Genomic DNA, 19,797 nt, shown 5'->3' with positions numbered 1-19,797 from the left:
ATCTTGCGGCATGAGGGGCGTGCATGACCCCGCGGCGTATCTGGCTGATCCTGTTTCTCGTCGCATGCGCGCTGCGGTTGCCCGACGTCGGCAACCCGCTGGTCGACGTCGACGAGCAGATGTACCTGCTCGTCGCGCAAAGGATGTGGGACGGGGCCGTCCCATACGTCGATATCTGGGACCGCAAGCCGATCGGGTTGTTCCTGATCTATATCGCCAGCGGCGTGCTGCCCGGTGATCCGGTGGTCGCCTGTCACCTGCTCGCACTTGCCGCCGCGTTCGCCACCGCCGGGCTGATCGCTCGCCTCGCCCGTCGTATCGCGACCCCGGCGGGCGCACTCGCTGCCGGTATCCTCTATCTGGTCTGGCTCGAACTGCTCGGCGGTCGAGGCGGGCAGTCGCCGGTCTTCTACAATCTGGCGATGGTCGTCGCAGCCGGATTGACGACGCAGGCGATCGACGGCCGACGCCGCGCCGCGCCGCTGGCGATGCTGTTTGCCGGCATCGGGCTTCAGATTAAACCGACGATCGTGTTCGAGGGCGTATTCTTCGGCGTCACGATCCTGACCGCGTCATGGTACCGGCGTCGTAGCATCGTCGACCTAGCCACCACCGGCGCCGTTTGCGTCGCCATAGCGCTGGTCCCGACCGCCATTGCCTATGCGACCTACGCCGCGATCGGCCACGCCGATGCATGGTGGTTCGCCAACGTCGACTCCATCTTTCTCCGCCGCATGACGCCCGACGATCCGACCCTGAGCCGTCTGGTGGGCGTCATGGCCGTGCTGTCCATCCCGGCGCTTCTCGCGATCCGCGGCGCCATGCTGCAGCGTGGCCGCACGCGTATGCTTCTGTGCGGCTGGCTGATCGCCGCGACGATCGGCTGGCTGCTGGTGCCGCCCTATTTCAACCATTACGCGCTGCCGCTGCTCGTACCGTTCGCCGTCGCCAGTGCCGCCGCGCTGGATCGCCGCCCGTTGCGGATCGTCGCGGGTTTAGTCGGGGCCGGTCTGTTGCTGCTCAGCGGCTATCCACATTGGGGCGACCGCACCGATTCCCGTCATCGCCTCGCCGGGCTCTCCGCTGTGATCGATCGCGCGCGAGGGCAGGGTTGCTTGTTCGTCTTCCAGGCCCCGCCCGCGCTCTATTCCACCACCGGATCATGCCTGCCGACGCGCTATCCCTTCCCCTATCACCTCGTCGAGGCGAGCGAGGCAGGTGCGATCGGAGTCGATCAGGATGCCGAGGTCGCCCGCGTCCTCGGCGCCGGGCCACCGGTGATCGCCGTCGGCGACATCCGTCGCAATCGGGCCCGTCCGTCCGTGCAGCGCGTCGCCCGCGCGCTTGCCGATCATTATCGCCCGATCGCCAGTGACCTCGGCGTGACCGTGTATCGCCGGGTCAACTAACGAAAATCAGGACGTTTTCTTGCATCCCTGCGCGACCCGATCCGTTGAGTCGGCGAACCTCACGCAGCAGGAGCATCGATCATGGCCACCACCGCGCCCAATCAGGACGTCGCGCAGGAACTGTTCGTCACCGGCCTCAAGAACGCGCACGGTGTAGAGCATCAGGCGCTTGCGTTGATCGACCGCCAGCTCGATCACCTCGCCAATTACCCGGAGGTTTCGGAGCAGTTGCGCATGCACCGGAACGAAACCGAACAGCAGATCAGTCGTATCGATGAAATCCTGTCCGGCTTCGACGCCAGGCCGTCGGCGCTCAAGGACCTGGGCCTCAGCCTGTCAGGTAACATGGCCGCGCTCGCGCACGTTTTCGCCCCGGATGAGATCCTCAAGAACAGCTTCGCCAATTACGCGTTCGAGAATTTCGAGATTGCCAGTTATACCGGCTTGCTGACGCTCGCCGACCTCGGCGGGTACACCAACCAACAAGCGTTGCTACGCGAATCGTTGTCGGAAGAGCAGCGTATGGCGGCCTGGGTCATCGAGAATATCCCTGCGCTGACCCGCAAATATGCCGGGCTACGCGCCGCCGGCGAAACCGCCAGCCATTGATCGACCCTATCTTTGCGGCCGGCCGGGGATATCCGGTCGGTCGCGACCGTTCTGACTGAAGCCTCGATCCACGGGGCGTGGTGCAGCAGGAGACGATCATGGCCGACCCGACCGAACCGGCGGAAGACGAGAACGTCGAACAGAATCCGGCAGACGAAGCCGAAGAATCCGGTGCCGGTTACGGCAACCACGGCGATGGGGGTCAGCAACGCTGACGACGACCCATACCGGCGGGGGAAAGGCGAATGTCGGTCTCCCGCCACATGGCCCATGATGCCACATGATCTATAACGGGATGTCCCGCCGGCTCGTCATCAGCGGCTGGATGCGTGTTCCGAAATCCTCCACTCCTTGCAGGAAATCGTCGAACGTCAGCAACACGCCGCCGGTGTTCGGTACGGCGGCCATCTCGTCCAGCATCCGTGCGACACTGGCATAGCTGCCCACCAGCGTTCCCATGTTGATGTTCACCGCGCCTTCGGGCGCGGCGAGCTGGCGCACGTTGGTGCTGGTGTTGACGGTGTCCTTTGCCCCCTGATCGGCAAGCCACGCGATCGCGTCGATATCGACGCCGGCGTTGTAATGCCGCCATTTCGTCATCGCCGCATCGTCGGTCTCGGCGGCGATGATCATCACCAGCACGAATACCGACACGTTCCGTCCGGTCTTCGCCGTCGCCTGCGCCAGCCGGGCGTTGTTCGAGGCGAACGCGGTCGGCGTGTTTACGCCCTTGCCAAGGCAAAAGGCATAATCCGCCCATTTCGCCGAAAACGCGAGGCCCTCGTCCGACGATCCGGCACAGATGATGCGCATGTCACCGGTCGGCTGCGGCCGCACCCGGCAATCCTCCATCCGGTAGTAATCGCCCTTGAAGTCGGAAACACCCTCAGCCCACAACTCGCGCAGGATGTGGGCATATTCGTCCAGCATCTTGTATCGATTGCGAAAATGCTCGTCGCCAGGCCACATTCCCATCTGCGTATATTCGGGCGGCTGCCATCCGGTGATGAGATTGAGGCCGAACCGTCCGTGGCTGATCGAATCGATCGTGTTGCACATGCGCGCCGCGAAGGCGGGCGGGATCACCAGAGTGGGGCAGGTCGCATAGATCTTGATCCGCTCAGTCACCGCCGCCAAGCCCGCCATCAGCGTGAAGCTCTCCAGCCCGTATTCCCAGAATTCGGTCTTGCCTCCGAACCCGCGTAGCTTGATCATCGACAGCAGGAAATCGAGGCCGTGCTCCTCCGCCCTCAGCGCGATCGCCTTGTTCAGGTCGAAGCTCGGCTTGTACTGCGGTGCGTTCTCGCTGATCAGCCAGCCATTGTTGTTGATGGGTACGAAAACGCCGACCTGCATGCCCTGATCTCCCGTCTCAGCCGTCGAGCCAGTCGAGCAGCCACATGTTGAAATGCTCGGCGCGGGTGACGTTGCAGGCGTGTCCACCTGTCGCCATCCGCGCCAGTTGCGCGTCGGGAATGTCCGCCGCCAGCCGCTCGGATTGCGCTGGCGGCACCAGCATATCGTCCTCGCTGACGACGATCAGCGTCGGCACGTGGATCGTCGGCAGGCGGTTCGCGATATCGAATCGTCGTGCCGCCGCGATCCGTCGCTGCACCATCTCCGCGCCGGGAAAATGGGCAAGCATCGCCTCCTCCTCCGCCTGCAACGTATCGTGATGATCCGAAATCCATTGCGCCGGATACAGGAACAGCGGCTGTGCATGCAGGAACGCGCGCGGGCCGCTGTCGCGCAGCAATGCCAGCCGCGTGTCGAAGCAGCGTGCGCTATGTGGATCGAGCTTGGCCCAGCCGTTGATGACGACCAGCCGTTCCAGCCGCTCCGGCCGCCCCAGTGCGATCGCCAGCCCGGCCATGCCGCCGATCGCGTGGCCGATGAGGGTGGTTTTCGGGATGTCCAGCGCGTCCATCAGCCTGACCATATCCTGCCCGATCGCCTCCAGTGTCAGGTCGCCCGGCACCTCGCGCGCGGATCGGCCGGTGCCCCGATGGTCGTAGACAATGACGCGGTGGCGCTGGGCGAGGGCGGCGATGTTCGGAGCCCAATAGTTCGCCGATCCGCCCAATCCGGGGGACAGCAATACCGTCGGCGCACCTGCGTCGCCATGCACCTCGTAATGGAGCCCCGCCGCCTGCGGCATCAGGCGAGATGCGCCACGCTGGCGATCTCGACGAGGCAGTCGGGCTTCACCAGATCGGCCTTGACGCAATAACGCGCAGGCTTCGCACCAGGAAAATACTCGGCATACACTGCGTTGAACGCGGCATAATCGGCGAAGTCCTTGAGGAAGATGTGGTTCATCGCCACGTCGGCCATCGTCGCGCCCGCCGCCTCCAGCGTGATGCGGATCGTGTCGAGCACCGCGCGGGTCTGCGCTGCCGCATCGCCGACGTGCAGCACCACACCGCCTTCGCCGAGCGCGAGCACGCCCGAGACATAGACCGTATTCCCGGCCTTCGCGCCGGCCGAATAGGGCGCGATCGGCGTCGGGAATTGCGGCGGATTGATCGCTTCGAACGGCATGTTCATTCCCCCGATGGACCGGTCTGCCGCTGGCCGAAGCTGCCGCAGAAATCCGCGACGTTGCTCACCCAGCCGAAGAACTTCTCGACATTGTAGATGGTCGCTTCCTGCATGATCGGCGGCCCGAGATGATGCGTTGCATCCTCCAGCATCACCCCGAAATATTCGAGGTGGAAGCCGTCGCGCAGCGTCGATTCGACACACACGTTGCTGGCAATCCCGACGAAGACGATGTTGCGGATGCCACGACTGCGCAACACGCTGTCGAGCTCCGAATTGAAGAAGGCGGAATAGCGTGTCTTGTGAACGCGGATATCATTGGGCTGCGGCTGCAACGCATCGACCAGCTCGTAATCCCAGCCGCCGCGCGCCAGGAACTTGCCGGCCAGTTCGGGCCGCGCGCGCATCGTCTTGAGTGCGTTGGACTTGTGCCAGTTGGGCGAACCCGGCCCACCCGCCTCGACATAGTCGGGATCCCAGCCGTTCTGCAGGAACACGACTGCCATCCCCGCCGCCCGCGCCGTGGCGAGCACCGTCGTGATCCGGTCGATCACCCCTGCAGATCCGGCGATGTCGAACCCGGCGAGGTCCACATAGCCGCCCTCGGTGGCATAGGCGTTCTGCATGTCTATTACGACCACTGCCGTTTCCGCCGGATCGAGCCGCAGCGCCTCCGGCCGGGCGGGCAGGGTCACGGCGCGGCTCTCGTCGGCGCCCATGCGAAGGATCGGTTCGGCTTCGGCCATGCGCCAAGCTGAACCGAACAGGGGCCATTGTGCAAGCGCGAAACAAAAAGGGGCCCGGAAGCGATGCTCCCGAGCCCCTTTTCCGAACTGGCGAGAGGTCTTTAGCCCCAGTTCGCCATCTTGCCTTCGAGATTGGCACGCACCGCCTCGAAGAACTGCTCGGTGGTCATCCACGGCTGGTCCGGACCGATCAGGATCGCGAGATCCTTGGTCATCTGGCCGTTCTCGACGCACTCGATGCAGCAACGCTCCAGCGTCTCGGCGAATTTCACCACTTCGGGCGTCTCGTCGAACTTGCCGCGATACTTCAGGCCGCCGGTCCATGCGAAGATCGACGCGATCGGGTTGGTCGACGTCGCCTTGCCCTGCTCGTGCTGGCGGAAGTGGCGCGTGACGGTGCCGTGCGCCGCCTCGGCCTCGACCGTCTTGCCGTCCGGCGTTAGCAGCACCGAGGTCATCAGGCCGAGGCTTCCGAAGCCCTGTGCGACCTGATCCGACTGCACGTCGCCGTCGTAGTTCTTGCAGGCCCAGACGAACTCGCCGTTCCACTTCAGCGCCGATGCGACCATGTCGTCGATCAGGCGGTGTTCGTAGACGATGCCCGCTTCCTTGAACTTGTCCTTGAACTCGGCCTCGAACACCTCGGCGAACAGGTCTTTGAAGCGGCCGTCATAGGCCTTGAGGATCGTGTTCTTGGTCGACAGGTACACCGGCCACTTAAGATTGAGACCATAGTGCATCGACGCGCGGGCGAAGTCGCGGATCGAATCATCGAGGTTGTACATGCCCATCGCGACGCCCGACGAGGGGAACTGGAACACCTCCTCGTCGATCAGCGTGCCGTCGTCGCCCTCGAACACGAGGCGCAGCTTGCCCGGACCCGGTACGCGGAAATCGGTTGCCTTATACTGGTCGCCGAACGCGTGACGGCCGACGACGATCGGGTGCGTCCAGCCCGGGATCAGGCGGGGGACGTTCTTGATCACAATCGGTTCGCGGAAGACGACGCCGCCCAGGATGTTGCGGATCGTGCCGTTCGGCGACTTCCACATCTTCTTCAGGCCGAACTCCTCGACGCGCTGCTCGTCGGGGGTGATCGTCGCGCACTTGACCGCGACCCCATGCTTCTGCGTCGCCTTGGCCGCCTCGACCGTCACGCGATCTTCAGTCGCATCGCGATGCTCGATACCGAGGTCGTAATAGTCGAGCTCGATGTCGAGGTACGGCTTGATCAGGCGCTCGCGGATCCATTCCCAGATGATCCGCGTCATCTCGTCGCCGTCGATCTCGACGATCGGGTTCTTCACCTGAATCTTGGCCATTTTCACGTCCTATGGGAGGGGAATTTGCCGATGCGTCTAGGCACAAGCGGGCAGGGGATCAACCATTGGAGATAGTCCGAGCCGCCGGAGCGTTGTGTTGCATGAACGACACGGGTACACCCCATGGATATGCCATCGCTCGAAAAGCCTCCCCACACGCCGTTGCCCACCACGACCGTCAAGTGGCGCTTCCCGTCGGTACATCCCGAAGGTCACAAATATGCGGCCATCGCGCTGGGCATCACCCTGCTCGCCACGATCGTTACGAAGGTGCTGTTCTGGCCGCTGCTCGCCGTTGTGGTCTGGGTGCTCACTTTCTTCCGCGATCCGATCCGGACCACCCCGGTTGGCGAAGGCCTCATCATCGCGCCGGCGGATGGGCTGGTCACCATGATCCAACGGGTGCCGGTGCCGCGCGAACTCGTCGGCGACTTGGGGGATGCGTCGCTGATCCGCGTATCGATCTTCATGTCGGTGTTCGATGTTCATATTAACCGCACGCCGATCGCAGGCACGATCCGTCAAGTTGTTTACATCAGCGGCAAGTTCCTCAACGCCGATCTCGACAAGGCGTCGGATGAGAACGAACGCCAGCACATCGTCGTGGAAGGTCGTGACGGCCGCCGGATCGGCTTCACCCAGATCGCCGGCCTTGTTGCGCGCCGCATCGTCCCGTTCGTCAAGCCAGGCGACATGGTCGCTACCGGCCAGCGGATCGGTTTGATCCGCTTCGGCAGCCGCGTCGACGTGTTCCTGCCCGATGGCATTATTCCGCAGGTGACGCTCGGCCAGCGTTCGATCGCCGGTGAAACCGTCATCGGCCGCGTCGGCGGCACGCCGATCACCGGTATTGCCCAGTGATGGACCAGCGCGACCCGGCTGTTCCGCCCCGCCGTCGTCTGCCGCGCCGTCCGCGTGGTCTGCCGCTTCGCGCCGTCGCACCAAATGCGGTCACCGCATTGGCGCTGTGTTCCGGCCTCAGCGGCGTCCGTTTCGCTATTGGTGGCGAATGGCAGAGTGCAGTGGCGATGATCATGGTTGCGGGCGTACTGGATGGGCTCGACGGCCGCATCGCCCGGCTACTCCATGGTGAAAGCCGCTTTGGTGCCGAACTCGATTCCCTGTCCGATGCCATTTCCTTTGGCGTCGCGCCGGCCCTGATCCTCTATCTTTGGTCGCTTGCGGCATTGCCACGGCTCGGCTGGATCAGCGCCCTTATTCTTGCCGTGTTCTGCGCACTCAGGCTAGCGCGCTTCAACGCCAAGATCGACGAAACGGACCAGCCCCACAAATCCGCAGGGTTCCTGACCGGGGTGCCCGCGCCCGCCGGTGCAGGTCTCGCCATGCTGCCTATGTACTTCTGGTTTTGGACAGATCAGCCGATATTTGCATCGCCGTGGCTCGTTGCCCCCTGGGTCGCGCTCGTCGCCATGCTCATGGTATCGAGCGTCGCTACCTTCTCATGGACGTCGTTGAAGCTACGCCGCACGGTGCGCTTCGAGGCAATTGCGGGGGTTGTTCTGCTTGGGGCCGCTCTGGTCTCCGCCCCATGGCACACGCTCAGTGTGATCTGCGTATGCTATCTGCTGACGATCCCGTTCAGCATCGCGAGCTACACGCGCGTCAGGCGGCTACGCGCAACGGGTTGACGCCAGCGGGAAGCGGCGCGGAAGCCCAGCGCCTGACGGCTATCCGGCGCTCTGCCGAAGCAAGCTGAGACAAGGGTGCAAAGGCCGGTTCCACATTGCCCGACGCCAAGCTGACGATCCGCCGCCATTGCGGCGCAACCGTCGCAGCGATGACGCCAACGGCCGTGAGAAACGCACCTGCGAACACGACAATACCAAGCACTGCAACCATCGAACCAACTCCCGGTCAGGTCTGCGAGCAACCTGTGGATAACTCGCTAAACCAGTGATTTGTCAGCAAGTTCCATGGCTGAACCAGATTCTTCCGTTTCGGACACTTTGCAGGGTCTTAACCGGGATCGGAGCATTCATGTCCACTGTCTGGTCGCTTTATGTTCCACCTACGTTCCAAGTGTCAAGTGGGAACGTGTATCTTGCATCTTGCTGTCCGATCGACTAGTGGCGCCCCCCTCAACCCCGCATGGGAGGCATCATAGCCCGGTGCGTCGGCCGCAACGCTGACGTCATCCGCTTCCCAGAGGCTCAACCGGAAGGAATTATCCTATGGCGGCACCCGTCGTCACCATGCAGCAGCTCATCGAGACTGGTGCGCACTTCGGCCACCAGACGCATCGCTGGAATCCGAAGATGAAGCCTTACATCTTCGGCGATCGTAACGGCGTCCACATCCTCGACCTGTCGCAGACCGTTCCCCTCTTCGCGCGCGCGCTCGAGTTCGTCTCGTCGTCGGTCGCCGGTGGTGGCAAGGTCCTGTTCGTCGGCACCAAGCGCCAGGCGCAGGATGCCGTCGCCGATGCGGCGCGCCGTTCGGGCCAGCATTTCGTCAACCACCGCTGGCTGGGCGGCATGCTCACCAACTGGAAGACGATCTCCAAGTCGATCAGCCAGCTGAAGTCGCTTGAGGAGCAGCTCTCGGGCGATACGCACGGCCTGACCAAGAAAGAAGTGCTGCAGCTCACCCGCAAGAAGGAGAAGCTGGAGCTTTCGCTGGGCGGCATCCGTGACATGGGCGGCGTGCCCGACGTCATGTTCGTGATCGATGCGAACAAGGAAGAGCTGGCGATCAAGGAAGCCAACACGCTCGGCATTCCCGTCGTCGCGATCCTCGATTCGAACGTGTCGCCCGACGGCATCGCCTTCCCGGTTCCCGCGAACGACGACGCCAGCCGTGCCATCCGCCTGTATTGCGAAGCGATCGCCATCGCGGCGACCCGTGGCAATCAGGAGCAGCAGTCGCGCCGCGGCGTCGATCTGGGCGCGCAGGATGTCGCCCCGACCGAGGAGGCGCTGACCGTGCCGACCCCCGCGGCGCAGCCGGAAGACGTGCAGGCGCCCGCCGAGCCGGAAGCCAAGGTTGCCGAGCCGGAAGCGGAGGCCGCCACGACCGTCGAAGGCGCCGGCACCGAGACCGAGCGCCAGATCGACGCGTAACGCCCGTCGTTGAAACGTCATGCGGGCGGGGTAGGGCGATGCCTTGCCTCGCCCGCAACCACATTCGAGTATAAGGATTACGCACATGGCTGAAGTTACCGCAGCGATGGTCAAGGACCTGCGCGAGAAGAGCGGCGCGGGCATGATGGATTGCAAGAAGGCGCTGAACGAGACCGCCGGCGATATGGACGCCGCGCTGGACTGGTTGCGCACCAAGGGCCTCGCCGCCGCACAGAAGAAGTCCAGCCGTACCGCAGCCGAGGGCCTCGTCGGCGTCGCCACGGGCGGCACCAAGGGTGCCGCGGTCGAGGTGAATTCGGAAACCGACTTCGTCGCCAAGAACGACCAGTTCCAGCAGTTCGTCCGCGAAGTCACGCAGATCGCACTCGCCACCGGTGGCGATGTCGAGGCGCTGAAGGCCGAGGCGATGCCGTCGGGCACGACCGTGTCGGAAGTGCTGACCAACAACATCGCGACGATCGGTGAGAACCAGTCGCTGCGCCGCGCCAGGCGCCTCGAAGTGAGCAAGGGCGCGGTTGTGTCCTATGTCCACAACCAGGCATCGCCCGGCCTCGGCAAGATCGGCGTGCTCGTCGCGCTCGAATCGGAGGCTTCGGACGAGGTGCTCCAGGGTCTTGGCAAACAGCTGGCGATGCACATCGCCGCCGCCTTCCCGAAGGCGCTGAACGAGAACGACCTCGACGAGGGCGAGATCGAGCGCGAGCGCGCTATCGCCACCGAAAAGGCGGGCGAATCGGGCAAGCCCGCCGACATCATCGCCAAGATGGTCGAAGGCAGCATTGCCAAGTACCGCAAGGAGCATGCGCTGGTCAGCCAGCTGTTCGTGATGGACGGCAAGACCAAGATCAGCGACGTGGTGGCCAAGGCCGCCAAGGACGCCGGCACGGAGATCAAGCTGGTCGACTATGTCCGCTTCCAGCTCGGCGAAGGCATCGAGAAGGAAGCGTCGGACTTCGCCGCTGAAGTCGCTGCCGCTTCGGGCGTCGCGCAGAAGTAATGCTAGGGGAGGGCGGGCGACCGCTTTCCTCACGTCCTCCGTCACCCCGGACTCGTTCCGGGGTCCACCGGGCGGCACCGGAATCGCAGGAGCCTCCAGCTTTTCCCTTGGCCGGCAGGTGGACCCCGGAACGAGTCCGGGGTGACGCATGTGTGGGGTCGAATGCATTCCTCCCGATGCACCTCTCATGCACTCGCCAACAAATTCCTATGCACCTTACGCAACGCGCCCAGCCGAGGTTGCCCCTCCTGCGCACCCCGCCTAAGGTCCGCGCCGCTTTCCCTTATCGTCAGGACCCCATGACTTCCGGCCCCCGCTTCAAACGTATCCTGCTCAAACTCTCCGGCGAAGTGCTGATGGGGGAGGGCGGTCTCGCGATCGATCCCACCGTCACCGCCCGCGTTGCGCAGGAAATCGCTGACGTTCGCGGACAGGGTTACGAGCTGTGCATCGTCGTCGGGGGCGGCAATATCTTCCGCGGCCTGTCCGCCGCCGCCAAGGGCATCGAACGCGCCACCGCCGATTACATGGGAATGCTCGCGACCGTCATGAACGCGCTCGCGGTGCAGAACGCGCTCGAACAGATCGGCGTTGACACCCGTGTGCAATCCGCGATCCCGATGCAGTCGGTGTGCGAACCCTTCATCCGCCGCCGCGCCGAACGCCACCTCGAAAAGGGTCGCGTCGTGATCTTCGCCGCCGGCGTCGGCAGCCCGTTCTTCACCACCGATTCCGGTGCCGCGCTCCGCGCTGCCGAGATGAAGTGCGATGCGCTGTTCAAGGGTACCTCGGTCGACGGCGTCTACGATGCCGATCCGAAGAAGGTGCCGACCGCGACCCGCTACGACACCGTCAGCTATTCGCGGGTGCTGTCCGACGACCTCAAGGTCATGGACGCCAGCGCAATCGCATTGTGCCGAGACAACAACATCCCGATCGTCGTCTTCAACATCCGCGAACACGGCAATTTCGCCGCAGTCCTCGGCGGTGATGGCGTCTCGACGATCGTCCAGAACGAACAGGAGTAGATCATGGCAGCCTATGACAAGGCCGACCTCGAACGCCGCATGGCCGGCGCCGTCGAATCGCTGAAGCACGACCTCAACGGCCTGCGCACCGGCCGCGCCTCGACCGCATTGCTCGACCCGGTGACGGTCGAAGTCTATGGTAGCCACATGCCGCTGACCCAGGTCGCGACCGTCTCGGTGCCCGAACCGCGCATGCTGTCGGTGCAGGTCTGGGACAAGTCGAACGTCGGCCCCGTCGAAAAGGCGATCCGTTCGGCCGGTCTCGGCCTCAACCCGATCAACGACGGCCAGACGCTGCGCCTGCCCATCCCCGATCTGACCGAGGAGCGCCGCAAGGAACTCGCCAAGCTCGCCGGCAAATACGCTGAGGCGTCGCGTATCGCGGTGCGCAACGTCCGCCGCGACGGCATGGACAGCCTGAAGACCGACGAAAAGAAGGGCATCATCGCCGAGGACGAGCGCAAGCGCCACGAAACCGAGGTGCAGAAGCTGACCGACGCCACCATCGCCGAGCTCGACGCGGCCGCCGCGGCGAAGGAAAAGGAAATTCTCGGCAAGTGACGGGAAGGCAGCGCATGCTGTTTGGCTCATGCCGGGGGCATGGGCGGCCCGCCACTCCTCGGGATGCTGGACTATGAGCTCCGCACCGATCCTTTCCGCGGTACCGCAATCCGCGCTGGTTCCCCGGCATGTCGCCATCATCATGGACGGCAACGGCCGCTGGGCGAAGGCGCGGATGCTGCCGCGCGTCGCCGGGCACAAGGCCGGGGTCGAGGCGGTTCGCCGCGTCACCCGTGCTGCCCGTGCCCTCGGGGTCGAGGCGCTGACACTCTATGCCTTTTCCAGCGAGAACTGGCGACGTCCCGAGGATGAGGTCGGCGCGCTGATGGGCCTGCTGCGGCTGTTCATCCGCAGCGACCTCGCCGAACTGGTGGCGGAGAACGTTCGCCTTCGCGTGATCGGCGACTACCGCCGCTTCGCCCCCGATCTCGTCGCGCTGGTCGACGATGCGGTGGCGAAGACTGCGGGCAACACGGGACCGATCCTCGTGATCGCACTCAACTATGGCTCGCAGGCCGAACTGGTCGCCGCGACGCAGCGCCTCGCCGCCCGCGCCGCTGCCGGCGAGATCGATCCCGCAGCGATCACGCCGGAGCATATCGAGGCGGAGCTCGACACCGCCGATCTGCCACCGCTTGATCTCGTCATCCGCTCGTCGGGCGAACAGCGGCTGTCCAATTTCCTGCTGTGGCAGGCGGCCTATGCCGAATTGCTGTTCATCGACACGCTCTGGCCCGATTTCACGGGCGATACGCTGGCGGATGCGATTGCGGCGTTCGGTCAGCGCCAGCGGCGTTACGGCGGCTTGTGAGCGACACGCCTCAGGCCCCGCGCCGGTCGGAGCTTGCGACGCGCACGCTGGCCGGCCTCGGCATGGTCGCGCTGGCGCTCGTCGCGCTCGCCTTCGGCGGCTTTCCGTTCTGGTTGCTCGCGGTCGTCGCTGGCGTCTTCATGATGGCGGAATGGAGCGAGTTGCATCTTGCCGAGCCGAAAACGAAGCGGCTCGGCCAATATGTCCTGTTCGTGCCGCTGGCGATCATGTGCCCGATCGCCGCCGGCCCCAACTTCTTCGCACTCGGCCTGCTGGTCGGTGCGTTCTTCTTCCTGACGATCGTCACCCGCCGCCCGCAACTGGGCCTTGGCGTCCTCTATTGCGGTCTGCCGGTCTATGCCCTGCTATTGATCCGCCATGAGCCCGACGGCATCCGCAACGCGCTCTGGGCGCTGAGCCTCGTCTGGGCGACCGATATCGGCGCCTATTTTGCCGGCCGCGCGATCGGCGGGCCCAAGCTCGCCCCGACGATCAGTCCCAACAAGACATGGGCCGGGCTGATCGGCGGTATCGCCCTTGCTACAATTGTCGCCTTGCTGATGCATGCCTTCTACCTGCTGCCGTTGCGTTTCATCATCGCCAGCCCCTTGCTAGCGATCCTCGCACAGGGCGGTGATTTATACGAAAGCTGGCTCAAGCGTCGCGCCGGGGTCAAGGATTCGGGCAGCGTCATCCCGGGCCACGGTGGCGTACTCGACCGGCTCGATGGTGTGGTGCCGGTGATGCCGCTGGCTGCGCTGCTCGTCGTCGTGCCGCTGGCGTTTTGACATGAAGACCGTCACCATCCTGGGCGCGACCGGCTCGGTCGGCACTTCGACTCTCGACCTCGTCGAGCGGGAGCCGGACCGCCTCAAGGTACGGGCGCTCACTGCCAATTGCGATGTCGCCAATCTCGCCGCCGCCGCGATCCGCACCCGCGCGGAGATCGCGGTGGTCGCCGACGAATCCTGCCTGCCCGCATTGCGCGATGCCCTTGACGGTACGTCGACGCAGGCAGCCGGGGGCGCGCAGGCGATCTGCGACGCCGCTGCGGGCGCGGACTGGACGATGGGCGCGATCGTCGGTTGCGCCGGCCTCAGGCCGGTGATGGCGGCGATCGAACACGGCGGCACCGTCGTCATCGCCAACAAGGAACCCTTGGTCTCCGCAGGCGAGGTGATCCTCGCCGCGGCTGCCCGCTCTGGCGCGACGCTCCTACCCGCGGACAGCGAACACAACGCCATCTACCAATGCTTCGACTTCGCGCGTCCCGAGGGCGTCCGGCGCATCATCCTAACGGCCAGCGGCGGGCCGTTCCGCGACTGGTCGCTGGAGCGGATGGCGGACGTCACCGTCGAACAGGCGGTCGCACACCCCAACTGGTCGATGGGCGCTAAGATCAGCATCGACAGTGCGACGATGATGAACAAGGGCCTGGAACTGATCGAGGCCGCCCGGCTGTTTCCCGTCGCCAACGATCAGATCGAGGTGGTGCTGCACCGCCAGTCGGTGATCCATTCGATGGTCGATTACGTCGACGGATCGATGTTGGCCCAGCTCGGCCCGTCCGATATGCGCGTGCCGATCGCCCACACGCTGGCTTGGCCCGAGCGGATGGCGACACCGATGGAGCCGCTGGATCTGGTCAAAATCGGCCGCCTCGATTTCGAAGCCTGCGATCCCGTTCGCTTTCCCGCACTGGTGCTCGCCCGCGCCGCGCTGGAGGCGGGTGGCGCGCGGCCGGCGATCCTCAATGCGGCCAACGAGGTGGCCGTCGCAGCGTTCCTTGCACGGCGCATCGGCTTCCTCGAAATTGCCGCAATCGTCGCCGATACGCTGGAGCGGTACGATCCGCCGGCTCCCAATACGCTGGAGGCGGTCCTCGCCATCGACGGCGAGGCGCGACGAATGGCGGACGAGAGTGTACAGGGACGTGCTCAGGGGCGTGTAAAGGTCCACGCGTGAAGGATTGCCAAGCTTGATCCAGTCCCCCGGCGTTCTGATGGCCGTCCTCGCGTTCCTCTGCGCGATCGGTCCGCTCGTCTTTATCCACGAGATGGGCCATTATCTGGCCGGCCGCCTGTTCGGGGTTAAGGCGGAGGCGTTTTCGATCGGCTTCGGGCGGGAGATCGCGGGCGTCACCGATCGCCGCGGCACCCGCTGGAAGTTCGGCTGGCTGCCGCTCGGCGGTTACGTCCGCTTCGCGGGGGACATGAACCCCGCCAGCCAGCCGGACGCGGCGTGGCTGTCGTTGCCCGCCGCGGAGCGCGAACAGACGTTTCAGGCCAAGCCGCTCTGGCAGCGCGCGATCATCGTCGCCGCCGGGCCGGCGATCAACCTGATCCTCGCCGTCCTCATTCTGGCTGGCTTCGCCCACACTTATGGCGTCGATCGTACGCCTGCCGTCGTCGGAACGGTGATCGAGGGTGGTCCGGGTGCGAAAGCCGGGCTGCGCCCCGGTGACCGGATCGTCGCGATCGACGGCCGCGAGATCGAGACCTTTTCGGACGTCGCCCGCTATGCGCTGATCCGTCCGGGCGCGCAGGCGACCGTGCGCATCGATCGCGCGGGCAGCGAGGTCGACCGTCCGCTGGCTATCGGCGTGGTCCGCCAGCGCGATCGCTTCGGGAACGAATATCGCATCGGCAGGATCGGTATCGGCAGCGGCGATCCCGTGCTGGAACCGGTCGGCCTGCTCGCCGCCCCCCTTGCCGGTGTGCGGATGACGGGAGAGATCATCAGCGGTACGCTGGAAACACTGGGCCAGATCATCAGCGGCCGTCGCTCGATCGACGAACTCGGCGGACCGATCCGTATCGCCAAGATTTCCGGCGAACAGATGGCACTTGGTATCTCCGCCTTCGTCTGGCTGGTCGCGATGCTGTCGATCAATCTGGGGTTCATCAACCTGCTGCCAGTACCGATGCTGGATGGCGGCCATTTGTTCTTCTATGCGATCGAGGCGATCCGCCGCCGCCCCCTCGAACCCCGGGTACAGGAATGGGCGTTCCGCGGCGGACTTGCGATGGTGCTGACGCTGATGCTGGTCGTGACCTTCAATGATTTGAGCGCCGTGGGCCTGTGGCAGCGCCTCGCCGGGTTGATCGGCTGACCGGGTTGGGGCAGGGCAGTTTTCTGCGTCTTCCGGTGCATATGAGTATCCTGACGTATTTGGGGTGGGTTGAGTGACAGCGATGAAGAGTTCCATGTTCGTGGCCAGGGGCGCCGCGCTGCTCGCCGGCACCATGCTGTCGGGCGTGCCCGTCATGGCCCAGACCGCACCGGCGCCCGCCTCTGCGTCCCAGCCCGTCGTCGCGCCTGCGCCCGCCGCTGGCCAATCCGCTACGCCCGCGCCGGTTCGCACGATCAAGACGCTGCGCGTCGAGGGATCGCAGCGTATCGAGCCGGAGACGGTTCTGTCCTACACGAAGTTGCGTGTCGGCATTCCGTACACTGCGGAAACGCTCGATCAGGCGCTGAAGGATCTTCAGGCCTCGGACCTGTTCGTCGATTTCTCGATTTCGGGCGTCGAGACCGGGGATATCGTGCTGCGTATCCGCGAGAACCCGATCATCAACCGCGTGATCCTCGAAGGGAACAAGGCGCTCAAGAGCGACAAGATCACCAAGGAGATCAAGCTCGCGCCGCGGCAGATCTTCACGCGCACCGCCGTCCGTCAGGACGTGTCGCGGATCATCGAACTGTACCGCCGCCAGGGCCGCTTTGCCGCCGTCATCAGTCCCAAGATGGTCAGCCTCGACCAGAACCGCGTCGACGTGGTGTTCGAGATTACCGAAGGGCCCAAATCCAAGGTTCGCCAGATCAACATCATCGGCAACGAGGTGTTCGAGGACGGCAAGCTGCGGGGCGAGATGGCGACGAAGGAATCGCGCTGGTTCCGGCTGCTGTCGTCGAGCACGTCCTACGATCAGGATCGCCTGAACTACGATCAGCAGAAGCTGCGCCAATATTATCTGACGCAGGGCTATGCCGACTTCCGCGTCACCAGCGCCGTTGCCGAACTGACGCCGGACAAGCGCGACTTCATCATCACCTATGTCGTCGAAGAGGGTAAGCGCTACAAGTTCGGCGACGTCAGCGTCGACAGCGAGATCCGCGATTTCGACAATAAGAAGCTCGCCGCATCGCTGCCGATCAAAAAGGGCGAATGGTACAACGCCAAGCTGGTCGAGGATTCGGTCGATCAGCTGAGCGAATCGGCCGGTCTGTTCGGCTATGCGTTCACCGACGTATCGCCGGACTTCCAGCGCGATCCCGAAACGCTGACGATGGGGATGAACTTCCACATCGGGCAGGCGCAGCGCACCTATATCGAGCGCATCGATATTAACGGTAACACCCAGACGCAGGACAAGGTCGTCCGCCGGGAAATCCGCCTCGCCGAAGGCGACGCGTTCAACAGCTTCCAGGTCAAGCGCTCGCAGGACCGCATCAACTCGCTGGGCTTCTTCCAGGACAAGATGGAGATCAAGCAGAACCCCGGTTCCGCGCCCGATCGCATCATCCTCGAAACCAATCTCGAAGAGAAATCGACCGGCGAGTTGCAGCTCTCCGTCGGCTATTCCAGCCTCGAACGTTTCATCGTTCAGGCGAACATCACGCAGAACAACTTCCGCGGTAAGGGGCAGGTGCTGCGCGCCGGCGTCAACTATTCATCCTATTCGAAGTCGATCGAGCTGGGCTTCACCGAGCCGTATCTTTTCGACAAGAACGTCGCGATCGGCGTCGACGTGTTCCGCCGCGACTTCAACTCGTTCAACTATGTCGGTCAGGATCGCCAGACCACCTATTCGCAGGTGTCGACCGGCTTCCAGGTTCGTACCGGCGTACCGCTGACCGAATATTGGTCGCTCGCCGGGCGCTACGGCCTGTCCTACGATCAGGTCGGGCTGGACGAATCCACCTATTATACCAACGGGCAGTGCGACCGGTTGAGGGCGGGGCGTTACCTGTGCGAGGCGATCGGCAATCGCTGGACGTCGTCGATCGGCTATTCACTCATTTACGACAGCCTCAACAGCCGCCTGCGCCCGACCGCGGGCCAGCGTCTCAGCTTCAGTCAGGATTTCGCCGGTCTCGGCGGTGACGTGAAGTACATCCGTACCCGGCTCGAAGGATCGAAGTTCTGGAACGTCGGCAGCGGCTTCATCGGCTCGATCGTCGGTGAGGGCGGCTATATCAAGTCGCTCGAAAAGAGCCGTGGTCTTGGCGTCGACTCGGTGCGTATCACCGATCGTTTCTATCTTGGCGAACCGCAGTTCCGCGGCTTCGACATCCGCGGCATCGGTCCGCGCGTGCAGCGTGCGTCGTTCACCACCGACGCCAACGGCAAGCAGATCGCCGTCACCGATCGCGATCAGATCGTCGACGACGCGCTGGGTGGCAACGCTTATTACCTGGTTCGTGCCGAGCTCGAGATCCCGCTCGGCGCCGGTGCGCGCGAACTGGGCCTGCGTCCGTCGATCTACGTGCAGGCGGGCAGCCTGTTCAGCCTGACGCGACCGCAGCCAACGGCGACGTTCCCGACGATCACCGATGCGAACGGCAACGTCACCGTCCTGCCGCTCACCACGCCGGTTCTCGATAGCGCGGGCCGCCAGCTGTATCTGGTGTCGTCGGCCGATACGACCAATGCGGGCGCGATCACGACCTGCGCCATCGGCTATGCGGCGGTGGGCGGTGGAGCGTGCTCGGGCAGCTCGACCAACACGATCTATCAGACCTCGACTCCCGCATTCCAGGAAACCTATTACGGCTCCCGTGCCACACCGCGCATCAGCGTCGGCGTCGGCGTCAACTGGAATTCGCCGTTCGGTCCGCTTCGTATCGATCTCGCCAAGGCGCTCGTCACCCAGAAGGGCGACGATCCCAAGCTCATTACCTTCAACGTAGGGACGCAGTTCTAATGAAGACCATGACCAAGACTTGCGCGGCGATGCTCGCCGGCGCTTCCGTCGCGCTGCTCGCCGGCTCGGCTTCGGCCCAGACGGCAGGGATCGCCACGGCGCAGGCCGATGCGGCGATCTTCAGCGCCAAGGCGTTCGATGCCGCGAACCAGCAGATCTCGACGACCTACAAGGCACAGCTCGATCAGGCCGCTGCCGCACAGACCGCGCTGAACACGCAGCTGCGCACGCTGCTCGATACCAACAAGGACGGTCAGGTCAGTCAGGCCGAAGCCGCTGCGGCCGAAGCGCCGAACAACGCGATCGGCAATCAGGTTCGCGCCGCCCAGCAGAAGGCGCAGCCCGGCATCGAAGCCGCGCAGGGGCCCGCGATCAAGGCGCAGGCCTATGCGCTCGAGCAGATCACCGCAAAGTACGATCCCGCCCTGCGCGCGGTGGTGAACGCAAAGAAGATCAGCATCGTGCTCGCGCCGAACGCGATCCAGTTCGCGCCGCCCGCGACCGACATCACGCGCGACATCATCGCCGAGATCGATCGCACCACGCCGTCTGTGCCGATCGCACCGCCTGCCAACTGGCAGCCGCAGCAGCAGACCGTCGAGCTGCTCCAGCAGTACCGCCAGCTCGTATATGCGAATGCCGCCCGTCGTCAGCAGGCCGGCGCTCCGGCACCGGCAGCCGGCACTGCACCGGCGGCTGCCGCCCCCGCCACCACCCCGCGCGCCACGCCGCAGGGTCGCTAAGG

General features: G+C 64.5%; 19 protein-coding genes. 14 read left to right on the top strand and 5 right to left on the bottom strand.

The window, feature by feature from the left end; all coding sequences use genetic code 11:
• Positions 1-23: 23 nt before the first annotated feature.
• Positions 24-1,409 (top strand): ArnT family glycosyltransferase, encoded by a 1,386-nt coding sequence (locus LRA87_RS08680; protein WP_230630962.1) that lies wholly within the window; start codon positions 24-26, stop codon positions 1,407-1,409.
• 81 nt (positions 1,410-1,490) lie between these two features.
• Complete coding sequence (locus LRA87_RS08675; protein WP_230630961.1) at positions 1,491-2,018, top strand: ferritin-like domain-containing protein; 528 nt, start codon at positions 1,491-1,493, stop codon at positions 2,016-2,018.
• Between the two features lie 285 nt (positions 2,019-2,303).
• Here the strand turns inward: LRA87_RS08675 and rutA are convergent, their stop codons facing one another.
• The 5 genes from rutA to LRA87_RS08650 form a co-directional block, all read right to left on the bottom strand.
• Positions 2,304-3,374: a pyrimidine utilization protein A gene (gene rutA, locus LRA87_RS08670; RefSeq protein ID WP_230630960.1), complete on the bottom strand. Its 1,071-nt coding sequence runs from the start codon at positions 3,372-3,374 to the stop codon at positions 2,304-2,306.
• Positions 3,375-3,390: 16 nt separating this feature from the next.
• Complete coding sequence (gene rutD / locus LRA87_RS08665) at positions 3,391-4,176, bottom strand: pyrimidine utilization protein D (RefSeq protein WP_230630959.1); 786 nt, start codon at positions 4,174-4,176, stop codon at positions 3,391-3,393.
• Positions 4,176-4,559: a pyrimidine utilization protein C gene (gene rutC, locus LRA87_RS08660; protein ID WP_230630958.1), complete on the bottom strand. Its 384-nt coding sequence runs from the start codon at positions 4,557-4,559 to the stop codon at positions 4,176-4,178. The genes rutD and rutC overlap by 1 nt, the downstream gene beginning before the upstream one ends.
• A gap of 2 nt (positions 4,560-4,561) precedes the next feature.
• Positions 4,562-5,305: a pyrimidine utilization protein B gene (rutB, locus tag LRA87_RS08655; RefSeq protein WP_230630957.1), complete on the bottom strand. Its 744-nt coding sequence runs from the start codon at positions 5,303-5,305 to the stop codon at positions 4,562-4,564.
• Between the two features lie 101 nt (positions 5,306-5,406).
• Positions 5,407-6,627 carry an NADP-dependent isocitrate dehydrogenase gene (locus tag LRA87_RS08650; RefSeq protein ID WP_230630956.1) on the bottom strand — a complete coding sequence of 407 codons (1,221 nt, stop codon included), beginning with the start codon at positions 6,625-6,627 and terminating at the stop codon, positions 5,407-5,409.
• 129 nt (positions 6,628-6,756) lie between these two features.
• On the opposite strand from LRA87_RS08650, the gene LRA87_RS08645 reads away from it, so the two are divergent.
• The 12 genes from LRA87_RS08645 to LRA87_RS08590 all read left to right on the top strand — a co-directional run bounded on the left by LRA87_RS08645 (position 6,757) and on the right by LRA87_RS08590 (position 19,795).
• Positions 6,757-7,488 (top strand): phosphatidylserine decarboxylase, encoded by a 732-nt coding sequence (locus LRA87_RS08645; RefSeq protein ID WP_230631207.1) that lies wholly within the window; start codon positions 6,757-6,759, stop codon positions 7,486-7,488.
• A complete protein-coding gene (locus tag LRA87_RS08640; RefSeq protein WP_230630955.1) occupies positions 7,488-8,276 on the top strand; it encodes a CDP-alcohol phosphatidyltransferase family protein in 789 nt (262 codons plus the stop codon). Before LRA87_RS08645 ends, LRA87_RS08640 begins: the two co-directional genes overlap by 1 nt.
• 543 nt (positions 8,277-8,819) lie before the next feature.
• Positions 8,820-9,707, top strand: coding sequence for a 30S ribosomal protein S2 (gene rpsB, locus LRA87_RS08635; RefSeq protein ID WP_230630954.1), 888 nt, complete (start codon positions 8,820-8,822; stop codon positions 9,705-9,707).
• Between the two features lie 85 nt (positions 9,708-9,792).
• Positions 9,793-10,725, top strand: a complete 933-nt coding sequence (gene tsf, locus LRA87_RS08630; protein ID WP_230630953.1) for a translation elongation factor Ts — start codon at positions 9,793-9,795, stop codon at positions 10,723-10,725.
• Between the two features lie 299 nt (positions 10,726-11,024).
• Positions 11,025-11,753: a UMP kinase gene (gene pyrH / locus LRA87_RS08625; RefSeq protein WP_230630952.1), complete on the top strand. Its 729-nt coding sequence runs from the start codon at positions 11,025-11,027 to the stop codon at positions 11,751-11,753.
• A 3-nt stretch (positions 11,754-11,756) separates the two neighbouring features.
• Entirely contained in the window at positions 11,757-12,314 is a 558-nt protein-coding gene (gene frr, locus LRA87_RS08620; protein ID WP_230630951.1) for a ribosome recycling factor, read from the top strand.
• A gap of 73 nt (positions 12,315-12,387) precedes the next feature.
• Positions 12,388-13,125 carry an isoprenyl transferase gene (locus LRA87_RS08615; protein ID WP_230630950.1) on the top strand — a complete coding sequence of 246 codons (738 nt, stop codon included), beginning with the start codon at positions 12,388-12,390 and terminating at the stop codon, positions 13,123-13,125.
• A complete protein-coding gene (locus LRA87_RS08610; protein ID WP_268934844.1) occupies positions 13,122-13,913 on the top strand; it encodes a phosphatidate cytidylyltransferase in 792 nt (263 codons plus the stop codon). Before LRA87_RS08615 ends, LRA87_RS08610 begins: the two co-directional genes overlap by 4 nt.
• A 1-nt stretch (position 13,914) precedes the next feature.
• Positions 13,915-15,090: a 1-deoxy-D-xylulose-5-phosphate reductoisomerase gene (gene dxr / locus LRA87_RS08605; RefSeq protein ID WP_230630949.1), complete on the top strand. Its 1,176-nt coding sequence runs from the start codon at positions 13,915-13,917 to the stop codon at positions 15,088-15,090.
• Positions 15,091-15,103: 13 nt separating this feature from the next.
• A complete protein-coding gene (gene rseP, locus LRA87_RS08600; RefSeq protein ID WP_230630948.1) occupies positions 15,104-16,237 on the top strand; it encodes an RIP metalloprotease RseP in 1,134 nt (377 codons plus the stop codon).
• Between the two features lie 94 nt (positions 16,238-16,331).
• On the top strand, positions 16,332-19,052 hold the full coding sequence (gene bamA / locus LRA87_RS08595; protein WP_443024853.1) for an outer membrane protein assembly factor BamA: 2,721 nt from the start codon (positions 16,332-16,334) through the stop codon (positions 19,050-19,052).
• Positions 19,052-19,795, top strand: a complete 744-nt coding sequence (locus tag LRA87_RS08590; protein ID WP_230630946.1) for an OmpH family outer membrane protein — start codon at positions 19,052-19,054, stop codon at positions 19,793-19,795. Before bamA ends, LRA87_RS08590 begins: the two co-directional genes overlap by 1 nt.
• The last annotated feature ends 2 nt before the right edge of the window (positions 19,796-19,797 follow it).

It is taken from the genome of Sphingomonas sp. Leaf37 (assembly GCF_920939475.1).
Classification (GTDB): domain Bacteria; phylum Pseudomonadota; class Alphaproteobacteria; order Sphingomonadales; family Sphingomonadaceae; genus Sphingomonas.
This window is presented reverse-complemented; position numbering and strand designations above follow the sequence as displayed.